Annotated in this window: 16 protein-coding genes; 5 read left to right on the forward strand and 11 right to left on the reverse strand. The window is 68.8% G+C overall.

Translation table 11 applies throughout. The annotated features are described in order from the left end of the window. The 6 genes from OHA10_RS28540 to OHA10_RS28565 form a co-directional block, all read right to left on the reverse strand. The gene (locus tag OHA10_RS28540) at window positions 1-2,037 is read right to left on the reverse strand and encodes an AAA family ATPase (RefSeq protein ID WP_371401835.1); all 2,037 of its coding nucleotides are present in this window, start codon (window positions 2,035-2,037) and stop codon (window positions 1-3) included. A gap of 71 nt (window positions 2,038-2,108) precedes the next feature. Further along, window positions 2,109-2,525 carry a peptide-methionine (R)-S-oxide reductase MsrB gene (gene msrB, locus OHA10_RS28545; RefSeq protein ID WP_371401836.1) on the reverse strand — a complete coding sequence of 139 codons (417 nt, stop codon included), beginning with the start codon at window positions 2,523-2,525 and terminating at the stop codon, window positions 2,109-2,111. 75 nt (window positions 2,526-2,600) lie between these two features. Then, window positions 2,601-4,988 (reverse strand): lamin tail domain-containing protein, encoded by a 2,388-nt coding sequence (locus OHA10_RS28550; RefSeq protein ID WP_371401837.1) that lies wholly within the window; start codon window positions 4,986-4,988, stop codon window positions 2,601-2,603. Window positions 4,989-5,070: 82 nt separating this feature from the next. Further along, on the reverse strand, window positions 5,071-6,429 hold the full coding sequence (locus OHA10_RS28555; protein WP_371401838.1) for an adenylate/guanylate cyclase domain-containing protein: 1,359 nt from the start codon (window positions 6,427-6,429) through the stop codon (window positions 5,071-5,073). Beyond that, complete coding sequence (locus OHA10_RS28560; RefSeq protein ID WP_371401839.1) at window positions 6,422-8,161, reverse strand: FAD-dependent oxidoreductase; 1,740 nt, start codon at window positions 8,159-8,161, stop codon at window positions 6,422-6,424. Before OHA10_RS28560 ends, OHA10_RS28555 begins: the two co-directional genes overlap by 8 nt. 111 nt (window positions 8,162-8,272) lie before the next feature. Further along, window positions 8,273-9,868, reverse strand: a complete 1,596-nt coding sequence (locus OHA10_RS28565) for a M4 family metallopeptidase (RefSeq protein ID WP_371401840.1) — start codon at window positions 9,866-9,868, stop codon at window positions 8,273-8,275. A 179-nt stretch (window positions 9,869-10,047) separates the two neighbouring features. On the opposite strand from OHA10_RS28565, the gene OHA10_RS28570 reads away from it, so the two are divergent. Both OHA10_RS28570 and OHA10_RS28575 read left to right on the forward strand, forming a co-directional pair. Then, complete coding sequence (locus OHA10_RS28570; protein ID WP_371401841.1) at window positions 10,048-11,139, forward strand: DNA polymerase domain-containing protein; 1,092 nt, start codon at window positions 10,048-10,050, stop codon at window positions 11,137-11,139. A 63-nt stretch (window positions 11,140-11,202) separates the two neighbouring features. After that, entirely contained in the window at window positions 11,203-11,676 is a 474-nt protein-coding gene (locus OHA10_RS28575; protein WP_371401842.1) for a carboxymuconolactone decarboxylase family protein, read from the forward strand. Here OHA10_RS28575 and OHA10_RS28580 read toward each other — a convergent pair whose 3' ends face one another. The 3 genes from OHA10_RS28580 to OHA10_RS28590 all read right to left on the reverse strand — a co-directional run bounded on the left by OHA10_RS28580 (window position 11,677) and on the right by OHA10_RS28590 (window position 15,080). Then, window positions 11,677-12,432: an SDR family oxidoreductase gene (locus tag OHA10_RS28580; RefSeq protein WP_371401843.1), complete on the reverse strand. Its 756-nt coding sequence runs from the start codon at window positions 12,430-12,432 to the stop codon at window positions 11,677-11,679. It lies immediately after the preceding gene. Window positions 12,433-12,517: 85 nt separating this feature from the next. Then, the gene (locus tag OHA10_RS28585; RefSeq protein WP_371401844.1) at window positions 12,518-14,362 is read right to left on the reverse strand and encodes a glycoside hydrolase family 15 protein; all 1,845 of its coding nucleotides are present in this window, start codon (window positions 14,360-14,362) and stop codon (window positions 12,518-12,520) included. Further along, window positions 14,289-15,080 carry an SURF1 family protein gene (locus OHA10_RS28590; RefSeq protein ID WP_371401845.1) on the reverse strand — a complete coding sequence of 264 codons (792 nt, stop codon included), beginning with the start codon at window positions 15,078-15,080 and terminating at the stop codon, window positions 14,289-14,291. Before OHA10_RS28590 ends, OHA10_RS28585 begins: the two co-directional genes overlap by 74 nt. Window positions 15,081-15,137: 57 nt before the next feature. On the opposite strand from OHA10_RS28590, the gene moaA reads away from it, so the two are divergent. Further along, window positions 15,138-16,157, forward strand: a complete 1,020-nt coding sequence (moaA, locus tag OHA10_RS28595; RefSeq protein WP_371401846.1) for a GTP 3',8-cyclase MoaA — start codon at window positions 15,138-15,140, stop codon at window positions 16,155-16,157. Window positions 16,158-16,205: 48 nt separating this feature from the next. Here moaA and OHA10_RS28600 read toward each other — a convergent pair whose 3' ends face one another. Further along, entirely contained in the window at window positions 16,206-16,409 is a 204-nt protein-coding gene (locus tag OHA10_RS28600) for a hypothetical protein (RefSeq protein WP_371401847.1), read from the reverse strand. A 192-nt stretch (window positions 16,410-16,601) separates the two neighbouring features. Next, window positions 16,602-16,985 carry a DUF3099 domain-containing protein gene (locus OHA10_RS28605; protein ID WP_371401848.1) on the reverse strand — a complete coding sequence of 128 codons (384 nt, stop codon included), beginning with the start codon at window positions 16,983-16,985 and terminating at the stop codon, window positions 16,602-16,604. A gap of 75 nt (window positions 16,986-17,060) precedes the next feature. Here OHA10_RS28605 and OHA10_RS28610 point away from each other — a divergent pair, with 75 nt between their 5' ends. Together OHA10_RS28610 and fabG are read left to right on the forward strand one after the other, a co-directional pair. Then, complete coding sequence (locus OHA10_RS28610; RefSeq protein ID WP_130450393.1) at window positions 17,061-17,273, forward strand: dodecin; 213 nt, start codon at window positions 17,061-17,063, stop codon at window positions 17,271-17,273. Between the two features lie 94 nt (window positions 17,274-17,367). Next, entirely contained in the window at window positions 17,368-18,072 is a 705-nt protein-coding gene (gene fabG / locus OHA10_RS28615; RefSeq protein WP_371401849.1) for a 3-oxoacyl-[acyl-carrier-protein] reductase, read from the forward strand. Window positions 18,073-18,092: the final 20 nt, after the last annotated feature.

Here is an 18,092-nt window from a genome sequence, read left to right on the forward strand (position 1 = left end):
CTAAGTACCGGGCTTCTGCAGCAGGTAGTCCTCGGCGCGCATCGACGTGGGCGGCCGGACGTCGGCCGGGATGAGTTCGCGCAGGTCGCGCTCGGTCAGACTGTCGGGGTCGCGGGCGGACAGCCGGGTGGCCTGGTTGGAGACGGCTTCCTCGAGCACGTTCCGGATGAAACGGCCGTTGCCGAAGCTGTGGCCGCGGGGGGCGGGCGGGATGACGGTGCGGACCTTGTCGAGCACGTCCTCGCCGTAGATCATCCCCTTCTGCCGGGCCTGCAGCTCGAAGATCGCGACCAGTTGGTCGGTGTCGTACTCGCTGAACGACAGCAGCTTCGGGAAGCGTGACGCCAGACCGGTGTTCGACTCCATGAAGCGCTGCATCTCGCGGTGGTAGCCGGCGACGATCACGATGCAGTCGTTGCGGTGGTCCTCCATCAGCTTCAGGATGGTCGCGACCGCTTCGAGGCCGTAGTCGCCCGGGGTGTTCTCCGGCGTCAGGCTGTACGCCTCGTCGATGAAGAGGACACCGCCGAGCGCCTCGCGGAACTTGCCCGCGGTCATCGGCGCGGTCGAACCGACGCTGGGGCCGACCAGGTCGGAGCGGTCGACCTCGACCACATGACCCTTCTCGAGCACTCCGAGCTGATGGTAGATCCGGCTGAGCAGCCGGGCGATCGTGGTCTTCGCCGTACCGGGCTTGCCGACGAAGACCATGTGCCGGGCCCGCTCGTGGCTGGGCAGGCCCAGCTCGGTCCGGCGGAGGTTGGTCTTCACCTCGGCGACCATCTTGCGGACCGCGTCCTTGACCGACTCCAGGCCGATCAGCGAGTCGAGCTCGGCCAGCGGGTCGTCGCTGAAGTCGAGCGGCTTCGGCAGCGGCTCGTCGAGGTTGCCGTTGTCGGACGAGGCCGGCCGCTCGGCGTCTTCCTGGACCGAGTTCCAGGCCGAGGACAGCGAGTTGGCTTCGTTCTCCGCTGCCGCGGTGGCCTCGAGGGCACTCCATCGCTCCCGGTCGAGAGTGCGGAACAGCGAGGTCAGGTCCGGGATCTCGGGCTCCGGCCACGGCGCCTTGGACAGTACGCCGGACAGGTGGATGGCGGCGCGAGTGGCGGCCGCGGCCCAGGCCCGGGCGAGTGGCGCCTGGCCGTTGCGGATCGCGCGGGCGAGCCACTGGTTGACGTGCGCCAGCCAGACCTGCCGGTTGAACGTCTGGTGGATCGAGCTGAGCGCCTTCTCCAGGTCCTGGGTGGTGTTGCCGAGGCTCTTGGCGACAGCCTGCGGGATGCCACGCAGACCGGTCGCGAGGATCAGCTCGGCCATCAGTTGGGCGTAGTCGCCGGCGTACTCGTCCGGGCTGGTCATGAGCAGCCGGGCGTGGGTGTCGCGGATCGAGTTGAGCGAGTAGCGCAGCGCCGCGGTCGGGCCGCCGAGCTCGGGCAGTACGACGCGCTCGCTGTCCTTGAGCGCGTCGTTTCGCCAGTACTGCGCGATGTCGTCGTACTCGCCCGCCACGTGCAGGTGAGTCGCCTCGCGGTCGGCGAGCACGCGGTCGAAGGCCGCCGTCAGCGCCTGCGCGCGGGCTGCCATCGGGGGAGCGTCGAGGAACAGGCTGACGACGTTCCGGGACAGCTGCAGGGCGTGCCGGCGGCCCTGCTCGCGGAAGCCGCGGGCGCCGGCGATCGCCTGCAGGTGCCAGTCGGTCGGCGCGACGTACACCACGTGGCCGGCGCCGCCGAGCCTCGACGACGGCCGGTAGAAATCGTGGGTGAGTTCGGTGCCGAGATCGGCGTACTCACCGTGCAGGACCGGGATCCACCCGGTCAGCAGGGGCGCGATCTCATGGGTGAACCAGACGGCTGCGGGAGTGCCCTTGATGAAGTCGGGAAACGCCTCCGGCCGCAGCGGCCGCAGCGCGTCCGGATCGTCGGCCCAGGCTCGCAGTTGAGCACGAACCCGAGTGATCCACTCGGTCGGCACCTCCCACGGCTCCTCTGCCGCCAGCACATCCAGAACTCGCGGTCCGCGGACGTCGTCTGCCACCAAATTCCTTCCCCAGGAGGAGCCACCAGCCGACCCAGTCTAGAGCTAGACCGGGCGACCGGTGGGCAGGCTCAGGCCGGGTCCAGAGTCAGGCTGATGCTGTTGATGCAGTACCGCTGGTCGGTCGGGGTGCCGTAGCCCTCGCCCTCGAAGACGTGGCCGAGGTGGGAGCCGCAATTGGCGCAGCGGACCTCGACACGCTTCATGCCGAGGGTGGAGTCCTCGATGTATTCGACGCGGTCCTCGGCCAGCGGCGCGTAGAACGACGGCCAGCCGCAGTGCGAGTCGAACTTGGTCTCGCTGCGGAACAGCTCCGTGTCACACGCCCGGCACTTGTACACGCCGACGGTCTTGGTGTCGGTGTACTCACCGACGAACGGCCGCTCGGTGCCGGCCTTGCGCAGCACGTGGAACTCGGCGGGGGAGAGCTGCGCCTTCCACTCCGCGTCGGACTTCTGTACGGCGTACTGCTTGGTCGAATCAGTCACGTCTGAATTATCGCTGGTCCGGGCAAGGAAACCCCGCCCGGACCAGCGACGTAAGACTCCCGCAATCCCGGGCGTTTATCGCACCCAGGAGGGCAGCGGGATCAGCTTCACGACCTGCGGGTCGTGGTCGGAGATCTGGTCCGGGAACTCCGCGTTCATGTGCACCACGTCGTACGACGAGGCCGGGCGGAGGTTCTGCGAGATCAGGATCTGGTCGAGGATCTGGCTGTTGCCCTCGAACACGTAGCTGTAGCGCTCCGTCAGCGGCAGCGTCCGGGGCAGGTCGGTCAGCGCGGTCTTGCCCGAGCCGACCAGGATGTCCGCGGTCTGCGACCAGTCGAAGTCGTTCAGGTCACCGAGAACGACGACGTTCGCGCCCTTGTCCTTGGCCAGGATCTGGTCCACGAACCCGCGCACCGCCTGGGCCTGCTGGTGACGCTTCGGCGCGCTGGACTGCACCGGCGGCTGGAACCGGCCCCAGAGCGGGTCGTCGCCGCCCTTGGAGCTGAAGTGGTTGACCACCACGAACAGCGACTGGCCGTGCCAGGTGAACTCGCCGGCCAGCGGTACCCGGGTGTCGGCCCAGGCCGGGTTGGCCGGGTCGACGCGCCCCGGCGACGAGCTCAGGTGCGGCTTGCCGAACCGGTCGGTGGTGATCGTCGTCGCGACCGTCGAGCCGCCGCCCGCGCGGTCGACGAACTTGACCGGCTTGTCGGTCCGGTACATGAACGCGACCCGGATGTTGCCGCCCGGCTCGCCGCCTTCCTCGCCGTCGACCGGGTCGATCTCCCGCCACGCGTACTTCGGTCCGCCCGCCTTCACGATCGCCGCGGCCAGCGTGTTCAGCGTGACATCGGCAGCCACCGTGCCGGAGTTGACCGCGCCGTCGTTGTCCTGGACCTCCTCGAGCCCGAGGATGTCCGGCGAGGCGAGGTTCTTCACGACCGCCTGCGCCAGGCCGTCGAACTTCGCCGGGCCGTCGGCCGGGTCCAAGTTCTCCACGTTGAACGTCGCCACCGACACCTGCAGGGCCGAGGACTTCGTGGTGACCTCGCGCTTGACGCCGCCGTCGATGACCGTCGGCGTGACGGTCGGCAGGAACTTGAAGTTGCCGAACGAGTAGTCGAGGACACCGGTCACGACACCGGCCAGCTTGTCACCGGTCTTGGCGTCCGGGATCGGCACCAGTACGTCGTCCAGCAGCACCCGCTCCGGGTTGCTGTCGGTCTTCTGCAGCAGGATCCCGCCGCGGACCGTCCGGACGCCGGCGCCGGCCGGTACGACGGACAGCTCACGGAACGAGCTCGTCGGGCCGGTGACCTGCGGCTGGTTGATGCCCAGCCACATACCCTCGAGCGACTCCCAGAAGTCCAGCCCGTCGTTGGCCGGGTCGAACGCCGTGCTCGTCGTCTCCACGTCGCCGTTCGAGTCGTCGTCGATCACGGTCGACGGCGGTACGCGGCCGCCCGGGCCGACGATCGTCGGAGCCGGTACGGCGGCCGTGCCGGTGACGGTGATCTTCGCGTTGGTCAGCTCGGTGGTGGTCAGGTTCGTCGTACCGCCGGAGCCGCCCGGGCGGAACTCGGCGACCGAGCCCTCGACGTTCAGGGCGTCACCGACGGAGACCGTCGGCGCGGAGCTGGTGAAGACGAACACACCCTCGCTGGTGGCCGGGTTGTCGTCGGGCTGCGGGTCCTGGAACCAGAAGCCGTTGCTGCTCACCGCGGTCACCACGCCGGTGACGTCGGCGACCCGCTTGCCCTCGAGCGGCGAGCGGTGCGCGGCGCCCTGGATGTCGTGGATCTTGGCGTCGACCGGCGGCTCGGCCGGACCACCGGTCAGCGTGCCCGGGGACGGGTTGCCCGCGGTGAAGTCGGCGCTGTTGTTGTCGGTGTCCTGCTTCGGGTCGTTGCGCGCGGCCGAGGTGGTGTTCGACAGGCCCGGTGCGGGCGCGGTCTCGGAGTCGTTCGCGGTGCCGTAGCCGACGTAGTCCTTCACGCTCGGGTCCGCGTGGCAGGTCGCCCCGCAGGCCAGCGCGGTCTGCGTGGTGACCAGCGCGATCTTGCCGGCCGTCGCGGACATCGGGATTGTGCCGGTGACGTTCGGGGTCGGCATCGGCTGGCCGTTCGCGCCGCCGCCCTCCTGGACCAGGTACGTCGCTCCGGGGTCGATGCTGCCGGTCAGCTTGGTGACCTGCCAGGTGCTACCGGCGGCCGACGCGTACTGGACCGACCAGCCGCTCACATCGACCGCTGCCGAGCTGTTGTTGGTCAGCTCGACGAAGTCGTTCGTGTACGGCGCGCCGCTGTTGCCGCCACCGCCGTACACCTCGGTGACGACCACATCGGTCGAAGCGGCCTGTGCGGGCGCGGCGAGGACGGCCACCGCCAACCCGGAGGCGAGAAGACTGGTCGTGACCACGAGGGCGCCCAGGCGGCGCCGTGGTCGGTTCAGGGCAGACATGGCCCGGATTCTCACACCGGCACGTGTGCGTTCCAAGGTCCAACACGTGAACACACGGTGTGCGCGCGAAAGGCACGGGTGATCATTCGCCCAGCGCGAGCAACTGGTACACCTCGACCGGCTCCGCTTTGCCTTTCAGACTCAGCAGTCCGAGGGACTCGGTGCGCGCCCGCGGCAGGAGCGCCTTCGTCGCCGGCCCGATCGCGACCGCCCCGCCCGGAGCCTTGCCCTCGATCCGCGACGCGACATTCACCGTGTCACCGATCACCGTGTGGGTCCGCCCGCCCTCGGTGCCCAGCAGGCTCACCGACGCGATCCCGCTGTTGATCCCGACCCGGAACTCCGGCCAGTTCGGGTGCGAGGCCCGGACCGCGGCCGCGGCGGCCTGCAGCGCGAGCCCCGCGGCGGCGGCCAGGTACGCGTGGTCCGGCTGGTCACCCCGCTTGTTGAACGTCACCATCAGCGCGTCCCCGATGATCCGGTCCACATCCCCGCCGTGCCGCCGGACGACGGGAGGTACGACGACCTCGAAGTACGTGTTGAGCATCGCCGTGACCTCGGCCGGCCCGTGCTTCTCGGAGAACGTCGTGAATCCCTGCAGATCCGCGAACAGCACGCTCAGCTCACGCTCCCCGGACACGGTGTCGGCCTGGTACAGGTCAGCGAACCGCTCCTCGTACCACTGGATCCGTACTCCGGCCACGACCAGCACGAACGCGGCGAGCATCAGCACGTGCCACTCCCACCAGGACAAGTGCCAGTTCCGCGCGAACACCAGCGCGACCATCGCCTCGGCCAGCAACACGAACGCCGAGACCATCGACAACAGCATCAAGGACGGCCGTGCCCACCACGTCTGCAGATACCGCCCCGCCGCAATGGCGTAGAGGATGATCGCGGGGATGGCGAGGGCGGTCAGGATGCCGTCGGCAACTTCCGGCACCGACGTCTGGTGCAGAGGCGGCAACCGCAGTACCGATGCCACCGCCCACAACGCCATCAGGAGCAGGAGGGCGACGCGGAGACGACGACCCCACGTGACGCCCGAGATGGTCAGACTCGACAGGAAAGCAAACACAGACCCGAGCGCGACGCCCACTGGCGTCGCGAGCGTGAAGCCGGCGTTCTGTGTGTCCAGCAGGACCTTCGGCGTCGCGAGCGCGTGCAGTCCGAGAAACCCGGCCGCCGACAGGAACGCCAGCGATACGAACAGCACCCGCGCGTCGCCTCGCCGCAGCGCCGCGGCACCGGTCAGATACGCCAGTACGGCGCTCAGCCCGGCCGTCAGCAGCACCAGCCAGAAATGCGTCGGATGATGCTCCCAGTGCAGATCCAGCTGCGGCCTCCGCAGTAGCAACACCAGCCCGGCAAGCGGTACGAGCAGCACCAGGGCGGTGAGCGCCACCATCGCCGGCGTGTAGACGAACCGCCGTTCAGGCATCTGAGGCGACCCTGAGATGGGTGTGGATCTGCGATACCACCACGGATCCTTCGCCCACCGCCGAGGCCACCCGTTTCACCGATTCCGACCGCACGTCGCCGACCGCGAACAGTCCGGGAACCGTCGTCTCATAGGGCTGCGGCGGCCGGTCCTGCTGCCACTTGGGATCCGCGGCCGCGTCCGACCCGGTCAGCACGAACCCACGCGGATCCCGTGCCACACCCTCCGGTAACCAGTCGGTCCCCGGCACCGCGCCGATCATCACGAACAAGCCGTCGATCGGGATCGTCTCCTCGGCGCCGGTCTTGCGGTCCCGCAACGTCATCCGCTGCAGTCGCCCGTCACCGCCACCGTCGACGACCTCGCTCGACGACCGCACCGTGACGTTGTCAGCGGCATCGATCGCGTCGATCAGGTACTTCGACATACTCGCCGTCAGGTCGTCGCCGCGGATCACCAGCAGCACCTGCCGGCAGTAGCGGGCCAGGTGCAGAACCGCTTGACCGGCCGAGTTCCCGCCGCCGACCACGCAGGCGTCCCGGTTCATCAGCCCGTGCGCCTCGGACACGCTCGCGCCGTAGTAGACGCCGTTCCCCATCAGCTTCTCCAGCGAGGGGACGTTGAGCCGCCGGTACGTGACGCCCGTCGCGAGGACGACCGCTCTCGCCGTCACCTCGCCCACATCACCGATCACCGCGCGGAACTCGCCATCGCTTTTCTCGAGGTGCTCGACCGTCCGCATCAGCACGAAGTGCGCCCCGAACACCCACGCCTGCTGATACCCGCGCTGCGCGAGATCCGACCCGCGAATACCGCGCGAGAACCCGAGATAGTTCCGGATCAGCGAGCTCGTCCCTGCCTGCCCGCCGATCGACTCCCGCTCCACGACGAGAGTCCGCAAACCCTCGGACGATGCATACACCGCGGCGGCCAATCCACCCGGACCGGCACCGATCACCAGTACGTCGAACGACGTGTCGTCCGACGCCAACGTCGTCGGCACACCCCAGGCCTCGGCGATCTCCACATCGGTCGGATCACGCAGTAGCGTGCCGCCGACCGCCGGCATCCAGACCAGCACACGGTCGCCGGGATCCGGCTCGCCGATGTATTCCAGTGCGTCGTTCGCGAGCGGCGTACCGCTGGCCCGGAACGCGCTCGGGATCCCGTTGCGGGCCAGCAGGCTGCGGATCTCCTGACCGCGGACCGAGAGTTCGGCCGCGATCACCACGACCTCGCGCAGGTTCGCGACCTCGAAGCGCGACCACTCCTGGACGAACTCGGCCACGGTCCGGTGGAACAGCTCGTCGTGCCCGATCCAGGGTTTGAGTACGTAGTAGTTGATATCGCCGACCGACATCGCGGTCAGGATCGCGGATGCCGTTGTACGGTCGGCCCACGCGCCCCACTCGATCAGCAGCGCACGGCGCGCGTCCGGATGCAGGGTTCGTGCGGCCGCGAAGAGATCGGCGCGTTCGTTGTCGGGCAGTGCGTTGTCGACCATGACGACGGCGACCCGCTGTTCCGACTCGTGTGCTCGGCGTAGAACGTCCAACGCAGCCGCGGTCGTCGCCTCGCCCCGCACGCGGAAGTCGGCGCCGAAGCCGCGGTCCAATTCCGTTTCGCAACGCTCCAGACGCTCCGGGTCAGCGTCGACGACGAGCAGTAGCGGTCTGGCCGCCTTCAAGCGCGGCCGTTTCGGTTCACGATGCCCCCGGGGCTCCCCACCCATGGTGTGACGGTAGGTCCGCACAAACCGCGTGGCAATGCGTAAAGCGTTTGTTCGTCGGTCCTGTCCGCCCCAGTGGGACAGGACCGACGAGCTTCAGGTGTTCAGTTCAGTTCAATTCACGGCAACCGCGGACCAGGCGGCCGCGACGGTCGCGCGCTCGATACTGCTCGCGCCGTACAGGTCGGTGGCCGCGTTCAGTGTCGCGGTCCGGGCCTGCGCGTACGTCGTACCGCTGGTCATGTACGTCGTCAATGCCCGGTACCAGATCTTGCCGAGCTTGTCGTGGCCGATGCCGGTGATCGACGAACCGTTGCAGGTCGGCGAGTTGTGCGGCAGGCCGCCGATCGTCTTCGCACCGGTGCCCTCGGCGAGCAGGTACGCGAAGTGGTTCGCGATCGCCGACGAGTAGTGCACGTCGAGGTTGCCGACGCCGGAGCTGTAGCAGTCGGGGGACTGGCCGTCCTTGCTCGGCTTGTCCATGTACCGCAGCGCCGGGCGGTCCTTCATGATCTTCTCGCCGATGTAGTAGTCACCCGGGTCGGAGGTGTTGTTCGAGTAGAACTCGACCAGGGTGCCGAAGATGTCGCTGGTCGCCTCGTTCAGACCGCCGGACTCACCGGAGTACGTGAGGTTGGCGGTGTGCTCGGTGACGCCGTGGGACATCTCGTGGCCGGCCACATCGATCGAGACCAGCGGACCCGCCGCGACGTTGTCGCCGTCGCCGTACGTCATCTGCTTGCCGTCCCAGAACGCGTTCACGTAGTTCGTGCCGTAGTGCACGCGGCTCGGGACACCCTTGCCGTCGCCGAAGATCCCGTTCCGGCCGTGCACGTTCTTGTAGTAGTCGAACGTGGTCGCGGCGCCGTAGTGCGCGTCGACGGCGGCGGAGGCGCGGTCGGCGGTGGTGCCGGTGCCCCAGTGGTTGTCGGCGTCGACGAACTTGGTCGGCGTCGGGCAACCGATCTGAAAGAGCTGGCAGAGGATCGAGTCGGTCTTGTTGTTCGCGTCCGCGGTGAAGCCGTTGCCGCGGGTCGCGTCGGTCAGCGTGAAGCCGCCGGTGACGGTCGACGTCTGGAGCGGCACGGTCCCGGAGTACAGGCTCTTGCCGTCACCGGTCGCGGTCTCGATGTGCTGCTCGCTGACCAGCTTCGCGCCGGTCAGGGCATCGATCGTCGTGGTAATCCGGCTCGGCGTACCGTCGGCCTGGGTGCCGCCGGTGGTGACGAGGTAGGCCAGCCGCGGCGCGCCCTTGCGGGCCTCGATCACCAGGCTGGGCTTGCCCTCGGCCGTGAGACCCCTGGTGAGTGCCTTCGCCGTCGCGGTCGCGACACTGACCTTCGGCGTCCGGGCGACGTTCGCGGACCGGCTCAGCGTCAGGCTGGCGCCCTTGAAGGCGCCGTCCTTGGCCTGATGTACGACGACGTCGCCGCCGAGCACCGGGAGGCCGCCGATCGTGCGGTCCATCCGCACGTGGCTGGAGCCGTCGGCGTCGACGATGACGTCCTTGACCACGAACGCGTCGGCCGTGGTGGCCCGCAGCGCGGTCAGGTTGCTGGTGATTGCTTGCTCGGCCTTGGCGATGGCCGCGGCGGGGGTGGGGACAGGTGCCGCCGTCGGCGCGCCGGTTGCTGTGGTGGCGCTGGTCAGTCCGAGGGCGGTAGTGGTCACCACTGCGGTGGCAGCGGCGAACAGGGCGGATCTGTTCATCCTCGCGCTCCTTGTCAGGTGTCCCGGGGGCCTCACGCCCCAGGAACGAGGTGCAGGAACGTTACCGCTCGGTCACCTACCGTGGCCAGAGGTCGGGAAAAGTTGCCTTTCCCGCAGGTTGGTGGGGAATTCCAGGTTTTGGTCGGCCTTTGGTCGGTGCAGGGCGATAGCGTCACCGCATGGCGAAGAGCACAGCGGTGATGCTCACTGTGGGAGACCGCGAGGTCCGGGTCTCGAGCCCCGAGCGCGTTGTCTACGAGGCGACGGACTGGGCCCCGGAGGTCACCAAGCTGCAGGTCTGCGAGTACTTCATCGGTGTGGCGCCGGCGTTCATGCAGGCCTCCGGCGACCGTCCGGTCGCCCTCGAGCGCTGGCCAGGTGGGTGGCGCGAGGGCATGACGCTGTCGGTGGACGCGGTCGGTCGGCAGACCGGTGACGGCTTCTACTCGAAGCGCCTGCCGAAGGGCGCCCCCGATTGGCTCGAGACGTGCCGCGTGCTCACGCCGAACGATCGCCCGATCGACGAGCTGTGCCTGACCGAGCCGGCCGCCGCGGTGTGGGCGGCCCAGATGGGCACGCTGACGTTCCACCCGTGGGCAGTCCGCAAGACCGATCTCGACCGGCCCGACGAGTTGCGCATCGACCTCGATCCCCAGCCCGGCGCGACCTTCGCCGACGCGCGGCGGGTGGCCGGCGTCGCCCGCGAACTCCTCGAGGAGCTCGGCCTGCGGGGCTACCCGAAGACCAGCGGCAACCGGGGCATCCACATCTACGTGCGGATCCGGCCGGAGTGGTCGTTCGACGAGGTCCGCCACGCCGCGATCGGCCTCGGCCGCGAGCTCGAGCGCCGCGACGACGGTGTGACCACTGCCTGGTGGAAGGAGCAACGAGGCGAGGCGTCGATCTTCCTCGACTTCAACCAGAACCTCCGCGACCGCACGGTCGCGGGCGCCTGGTCGCTGCGGCCCCGACCGGGTGCACCGGTGAGTACGCCGATGACGTGGGACCGGCTCGCCGAGGTGGATGATCCGCGGGCGTTCAACCTGCACACGGTCCCGGAGTACCTCGCCGACGGTGACCCGTGGGCGGACATGGACGACACGGCGTACTCGCTCGACGCACTGCTGCGGCTGTGGGAGGAGCTGCCGGGTGGAGAGCTGAACTTCCCGCCAGACTACCCGAAGATGCCGGGGGAGCCGCCCCGCGTCCAGCCGAGCAAGAAGGTCGCCGAGCACTGGGACGAGCAGGGCAACCGGATAGCGCCGGACTGACACTTCCGCGGGCTGTCTCGTCGGATGGGTGTCAACACGCTCATTCGCTAGGAGATAGCTGTTATGGATGCTCGTCTGAATCTGTTCACCAACCCGGTGCTGGGCAAGTTCATCAAGCACCTCAACGCGGCCGCCCGGGTCGCGCTGGACGCCGGTGTGCCGCTCACGACTCTCGAGCTGGTCGAGTTGCGGGCCAGCCAGATCAACGGCTGCGCGGTGTGCGTCGATATGCACTCGAAGGACGCTGCCCATCACGGCGAGACCGCGGTCCGGATCAACCTGGTGGCGACGTGGCGCGAGGCCACCGTCTACACCGAGGCGGAGCGCGCCGCGCTGGCGCTCACCGAGGCCGGCACCCGGATCGCCGATGCCGCCGGCGGAGTCCCCGACGACGTGTGGCTGAACGCGGCCAAGCACTACGACGAGGACCAGCTGGCCGCGCTCGTCGGCGCCATCGCCGGCATCAACACCTGGAACCGCCTGAACGTCATGACGGCCCAGCCGGCCGGCGACTACGTCCCCGGCCAGTGGGGCTGATCAGATAGTGCGGAGTGCTCCGCCGTCGATGGGGATGATCGTGCCGGTCAGGTACGACGCGGCGGGGGAGAGGACGAAGGCGGCGACCCGGCCGAACTCCTCGGGCGTGCCGTAGCGGCGCAGCGGGATCGTCTTCTCCGCGGCGCGGCGGGCCGCCTCGGGGTCGCCGCCCTTGGCGTCGAGTTCCTTCAGGCGGTCGGTGGAGATGCGGCCGGGCATCAGGCCGTTGACCCGGGTGCCGTTCGGGCCGAGCTCGTCGGCCAGCGTCTTGGCGACCATCGCCAGGCCGGGGCGGAGACCGTTCGAGATCGCGAGTCCGTTGATCGGGGACTTCACCGACGACGACAGCACGAAGGCGATCGACGTATCCTCCGACCCGGCCCGGGCGACCGCGCGAGCGATCCGCAGCGCGCCGAGGAAGACGCTGTCGAACGCCGCCCGCCAGTCGTCTTCCTCGCTGTCGAGCGCACTCCCGGGTCGCGGTCCGCCGACGCTGATCAGCGCGCCGTGCAACGCACCCCACTTGGCGACGGCGGTCGCTGCCAGCCGCTCCGCGCTCTCCGGATCGGCGTTGTCGACCGGGATGCCGACGACGTTCTCGCCGAGTTCGGCCGCGGCGCGCGAGATCGACTCCTCGTTGCGGCTGGAGATCACCAGCCGTGCGCCTTCGGCGGCAAGGGCCTTCGCCGTGGCGAAGCCGAGTCCGGCGCTGGCGCCGGTGACGATGTAGGTGCGATCGCGCAGTCCGAGGTCCACGTCACCATCCTGCCGCACCACACCCGGCTACGCACCTCGACAGTTCGTAGCCAGGGGCAAGAACCTGGGGCGTGCCTCGCACTCCCTAGTACGCCGACTTGCGCAGCGGCGACTCGGCGGTGGTCAGGTGCCAGGCGGTGTTGACCAGGCCGAGATGGGAGAACGCCTGCGGAAAGTTGCCGAGCATCCGGCCGGACGTCACGTCGTACTCCTCCGCCAGCAGACCCACGTCGTTGCGCAGGGCAACGAGTCGTTCGTACAGGTCGCGGGCCTCGCCGACCCGGCCGATCATCGCCAGCGCGTCCGCGAGCCAGAACGAGCAGATCAGGAACGTGCCCTCGCTGTCGTTGATCCCGTCGTCGGTGTGCTCGGTCAGGTAGCGCCGGACGAACCCGTCCGCGGCCAGCTCCCGCTGCACCGCCTCCACGGTCCCGACCACCCGCGGATCGTCGGCCGGGAGGAACCCGACCTGCGGGATCAGCAGTACGGCGGCATCCAGCGCCTTGCTCCCGTATGCCTGGGTGAACGTGTTCCGGTCCGCGTCGTACGCCTGCTCGCAGACGGCCTTGTGGATCTCGTCCGCCCGCGCCCGCCACTCCTTCGCCGGCCCGTTCAGCCCGAACCGCTGCACCGCCCGCGCGGCCCGGTCGAACGCGACCCACGCCATCACCTTCGAGTACGTGAAGTGCTGCCGTCCGCCGCGGACCTCCCAGATGCCCTCGTCCGGCTGGTCCCACACGTCGTCGAGATGTGCCATCAGACCGCGCTGCACCTGCCACGCCTCGTCGGTCGCGCCGATCTGGTGCTCCCGGGCAAGCGCGAGAACGTCCATCACCTCGCCGTACACGTCGATCTGCAGCTGCTCTGCGGCCGCGTTCCCGATCCGCACCGGCGCAGACCCGGCGAACCCCGGTAGCCAACCGGCCTCGAACTCGGTCAGCCGCCGTTCACCGGTCACGCCGTACATGATCTGCAGGTCCGCGGGCGATCCTGCGATCGCGCGGAGCAGCCAGTTCCGCCAGGCCTCGGCCTCGTCGGTGTAGCCGGCCCGCAGCATCGCGGACAGCGTCATCGTTGCGTCGCGCAACCAGCAGTACCGGTAGTCCCAGTTCCGTTGGCCGCCGAAGGTCTCGGGCAGCGACGTGGTCGGCGCCGCGACGATGCCGCCCGACGGCGCGTAGGTGAGCGCCTTCAGCGTCAGCACCGACCGCGTGACCTCCTCGCCGAAGTCGGTCGAGCTCTGGCTCCGGCTGATCCACTCCCGCCAGAAGGTCTCGGTCGGCTCCAACGACCGCAGTGCGTCCGTCGGCTCCGGCACCGGATGGTGCGACGGGTGCCAGGTCAGCACGAACCAGGCGCGGTCGTTCTCCGATACCCGGAAATCGGCGTACGTCGCGAGGTCGCGCCCGTACTGATGGACGTCCGACCGCAGCGAGACCGCATCCGGTCCGGCGATCGCGTCGATCTGCCCGTCGGACCGCCGTACCCACGGGACGACGTGACCGTAGTCGAACCGCAGCTTCAGCTCCGACCGCATCTCCACGGACCCGCTGACACCCTCGACGATGCGGACGACGTCCGGCGCGGCATCGCGTGGCGGCATGAAGTCGATCACGCGCACAGTGCCGCTCGAGGTCGACCACTCGGTCTCCAGCACGAGCGTGTCACCGCGGTAGTGCCGGCTGCTGACCGCCTCCGCGTCGCGCGGCGCCATCCGCCAGTGGCCGTTGTCGTCGGTGCCGAGCAGCGCGGCGAAGCAGGCCGGCGAGTCGAAGCGCGGGAAGCACAGCCAGTCGATCGATCCCTGTTTCGACACCAACGCGGCGGTCTGCAGGTCACCGATCAGCGCGTAGTCCTCAATCCTTCGCGCCGGCCCGGGCCTCGGGCCGTTCGGCGACTTCGGGCTGCTTGTCTGCGGGCTTCTTGGCACCGCGGACCTCCTGTCGGGAGAAGTAGACGAGCCCGCCGACCGCCAGCAGGGCGAAGAACCACCATTGCAGGCCGTAGAAGAAATGTGGCCCGTCGTCGATCTCCGGGCCCGGGAACCCGAGGAAGGCCGGATCGTTGGCCGGCTCCTGCTTGGTCACCATCATGTAGCCGTCGTAGAGGTTCAGGCCGAGAACCTTCGCGAAGTCCGGTCCGTTGATCAGCCGCGCGGTACCGCCGTCCGGGACGCCGCCGGTGGTGTGGCCGCCGCGTTCGCTGCGCTGCAGGCGCCCGGTGACCGTCACCTCACCTGTCGGCACGGCCGGAATCTTCAGCGGCATCAGCTCGGAGCTCTGCCGGGGCAGGAAGCCGCGGTCGATCAGGACCGCCTTCCCGTCGGCCAGGACCAGGGGCGTGACGATCTCGAACCCCGGCCGGTCGTCGATGTTGCGGTACTTGAGCACGATCTGCTTCGACGCGTCGTACCGTCCGGTGACCACCGCCGTGCGCCACGCGTGCTGGTCGCCGACGACGCCCGGCGGACCGAGGATCTGGTCTATCGGCGCGGGAGCCGCCGCCAGATTCGTCCGGGTCACCTCATTCCGTGCCTTGCGTTCGTCGAGGCGATGGAACTGCCAACGACCCAGCTGCACGCACACGAAGGCGAGCGCGAGCACACCCAGTGCGGCGATGACCCAGCGGACGTTCATCAAGCGACCCACGTCTCGAACTTAAGCCATGCCCTGAAATCGCTGACGCGCGGCACGTAGGCTGGTGTGATGACAGCGATCCAGGAGGCCACTCAGGCGGGCCTGGCGGACCGGTTCGGCCGGGTCGCCACGGACCTGCGGGTCTCGCTCACGGACCGGTGCAACCTGCGCTGCACGTACTGCATGCCGGAAGAGGGCCTGGACTGGCTCGCCAAGCCCGAGTTGCTCACCGACGACGAGGTCGTCCGGCTGGTTTCGGTCGCCGTGACGCACCTCGGGGTCAACGAGATCCGCTTCACCGGCGGCGAACCGCTGCTCCGCCGCGGCCTGGTCGGCATCGTTGCCCGTACGACGCAACTCGCGCCCCGCCCCGAGGTGTCGCTGACCACCAACGGGATCGGCCTGGCCCGGCAGGCGCAGGCGTTGAAGGACGCCGGTCTGGATCGGGTGAATGTGAGTCTCGACACGGTCCGCCCGGACACCTTCAAGCAGCTCACCCGCCGGGACCGGGCCGGCGACGTCATCGCCGGTCTCGAGGCGGCCCAGGCGGCCGGTCTCACGCCGGTGAAGGTGAACGCGGTCCTCATGCGCGGCGTGAACGACACCGAAGCGCCGGAACTGCTGGAGTTCTGTCTCGAGCGCGGTTACGAACTGCGGTTCATCGAGCAGATGCCGCTCGACGCGCAGCACGGCTGGGACCGCACGACGATGATCACCGCCGACGAGATTCTCGAAAGACTTTCGAGCCGGTTCGCGCTGACGCCCGACGACACGTCGAAGCGGGGGAGTGCCCCGGCGGAGTCGTTCCTGGTCGAGGGCGGGCCGCAGACCGTCGGCATCATCGCCTCGGTCACCCGGCCGTTCTGCGGGGACTGCGACCGGGTCCGGCTGACCGCCGACGGTCAGGTCCGCGACTGCCTTTTCGCCCGCACCGAGTCCGACCTCCGGACGGCGTTGCGCAACGGCGCGGACGATACCGAACTGGCCGACCGCTGGCGGCGCGCGATGCTGAACAAACTGCCCGGCCACGGCATCAACGACCCGAGCTTCCTGCAACCGTCCCGGCCGATGTCCGCGATCGGCGGATGACGGTCATACCGGCCCAATCCGGAAATGTGTTTTTTCGCTAGCCGGCATTCACCCGGAGAATGGCTCGACCTCGCGCAGGAATGACCGCCGGGCCAGGAAGTCGGACAAGCTCTCCTTGTGTTCGTCACAGGCGAGCCAGGTCTTGCGCCGGTCGGGCGTGTGGATCTTCGGGTTGTTCCACTGCAGCGCCCAGGTCGCAGGCTTGCCGCATCCCCGGGCGGAGCAGACCGCCGGTGCGGCTTCTTCACTCATGCGCTGGCGCCATTCCCTCTGCATTCCCTGATGACTCAATAATCAATAGCGTGGGCAAAATGAAGCGACGTCGGACAGCCACGGGGGGAGCCGTCCGACGCCGCATCAAGTCCCTGAATTTCACTCATGAACTTCAGAGCACGCGGGAGATTCTGACACGGATCACTGCAAGTTTTCCAGTCCCGGCCAAGATCACTTTTCGGTGTCGGTCCGGGGGTCGTGACGAGGGCCCTGAACCGGGTCCTGGAGCGGGTCCTCGTCCTGCGGTACGACGACCGTCGGACGCTCCCCGATCGCGAGCCTCGACGGTGCGATGTAGGGGTCCGCGGCGGGCGTGGTCGCGGACTGATGGGCGTTCGCCAGCACCACCGCGAAGTACGGCAGCGCGATCGCTCCGACGACGAACAGCCAGCGCCACGGCGACGGGGTCAGGACCGCCAGCACGAAGCAGACGATCCGGATCGACATCATCCAGGCGTAGCGCACGATCCGGCTGTCCAGATCCTCGGAGCGTCCCGGCTGTGCACTCGTCACCGAAATGACGGTTTCGCCGGTCCGCTCGCGGTGTCGCGACATCTATCCTCCTCAGCAAGAACAACGGTACGCCGCGCCGTCGCCCCGCGCGCAGCCAGGGATGGAGAGGAATGTCGCATGACCGATCGCACCTACCGCGTCACGGAGATCGTTGGCACCTCCAAGGAGGGCATCAACCAGGCCATCACCAACGGCATCGCCCGGGCCGGCGAGACCCTGCGTCACCTCGACTGGTTCGAGGTGACCGAGATCCGCGGTCACGTCGTCGACAACCAGATCGACCACTACCAGGTCGGTATGAAGGTCGGCTTCCGGCTCGAAGACTCCTGATCTCCCGCGGCCCGTCCCCGGTCGAGCGGGGACGGGCCGCGGCGTTGTAGCGTTCGTGCCGCTGACTTTGTGTGCTGACGGGTGAGGAGGGCTTGTGGGTAGGTCTGTGTTGGTGACCGGCGGTAGCCGGGGGATCGGGCTGGCGATCGCCGCCGCGTTCAAGGAGGCCGGCGACCAGGTCGCGGTCACGTACAACACCAGCCCGCCGCCGGAGGGCTTCCTCGGTGTGAAGTGCGACATCACCGACCAGGAGCAGGTCGACGCCGCCTTCGACACGATCGCGGAGCAGCAGGGTCCGGTCGAGGTGCTGGTGGCGAACGCCGGCATCACCCGCGACACGCTGCTGCTGCGGATGTCGGACGACGACTGGGACTCGGTGATCGAGACCAACCTGACCGGTTCCTTCCGGGTCGCGCGCCGGGCCGCGAAGGGCATGCTGCGGCTGCGCAAGGGCCGGATCGTCTTCATCTCCTCGGTGGTCGGCCTGCTCGGCTCCCCGGGCCAGGTGAACTACGCGGCCAGCAAGTCCGGCCTGATCGGGATGGCCCGGTCGATCGCCCGCGAGCTCGGCAGCCGCGGCATCACCGCGAACGTCGTCGCCCCGGGCTTCGTCGAGACCGACATGACCGCGGTCCTGCCGGAGGAGACCCAGAAGCAGTACCTCAGCCAGATCCCGCTCGGCCGGTTCGGGCTGACCGAGGAGATCGCGAACGCGGTCCGCTGGCTCGCCTCCGAGGAGGCCGGCTACATCACCGGCGCGGTGATCCCGGTCGACGGCGGCATCGGCATGGGCAACTGATCACTCTTCACTAGAAAGGG

Origin of the sequence: Kribbella sp. NBC_00662 (assembly GCF_041430295.1) — a bacterium.
Taxonomy (GTDB): Bacteria; Actinomycetota; Actinomycetes; order Propionibacteriales; family Kribbellaceae; genus Kribbella.

What these genes read in the sequence shown, in the direction of transcription:
- OHA10_RS28575 (WP_371401842.1), top strand. Translation starts at nt 11,203, where the DNA reads ATGGATGCTCGTCTGAATCTGTTCACCAACCCGGTGCTGGGCAAGTTC.
- OHA10_RS28560 (WP_371401839.1), bottom strand. Translation starts at nt 8,161, where the DNA reads ATGGGTGGGGAGCCCCGGGGGCATCGTGAACCGAAACGGCCGCGCTTG.
- OHA10_RS28610 (WP_130450393.1), top strand. Translation starts at nt 17,061, where the DNA reads ATGACCGATCGCACCTACCGCGTCACGGAGATCGTTGGCACCTCCAAG.
- OHA10_RS28550 (WP_371401837.1), bottom strand. Translation starts at nt 4,988, where the DNA reads ATGTCTGCCCTGAACCGACCACGGCGCCGCCTGGGCGCCCTCGTGGTC.
- OHA10_RS28605 (WP_371401848.1), bottom strand. Translation starts at nt 16,985, where the DNA reads ATGTCGCGACACCGCGAGCGGACCGGCGAAACCGTCATTTCGGTGACG.
- moaA (WP_371401846.1), top strand. Translation starts at nt 15,138, where the DNA reads ATGACAGCGATCCAGGAGGCCACTCAGGCGGGCCTGGCGGACCGGTTC.
- OHA10_RS28600 (WP_371401847.1), bottom strand. Translation starts at nt 16,409, where the DNA reads ATGAGTGAAGAAGCCGCACCGGCGGTCTGCTCCGCCCGGGGATGCGGC.
- OHA10_RS28570 (WP_371401841.1), top strand. Translation starts at nt 10,048, where the DNA reads ATGGCGAAGAGCACAGCGGTGATGCTCACTGTGGGAGACCGCGAGGTC.
- OHA10_RS28555 (WP_371401838.1), bottom strand. Translation starts at nt 6,429, where the DNA reads ATGCCTGAACGGCGGTTCGTCTACACGCCGGCGATGGTGGCGCTCACC.
- OHA10_RS28565 (WP_371401840.1), bottom strand. Translation starts at nt 9,868, where the DNA reads ATGAACAGATCCGCCCTGTTCGCCGCTGCCACCGCAGTGGTGACCACT.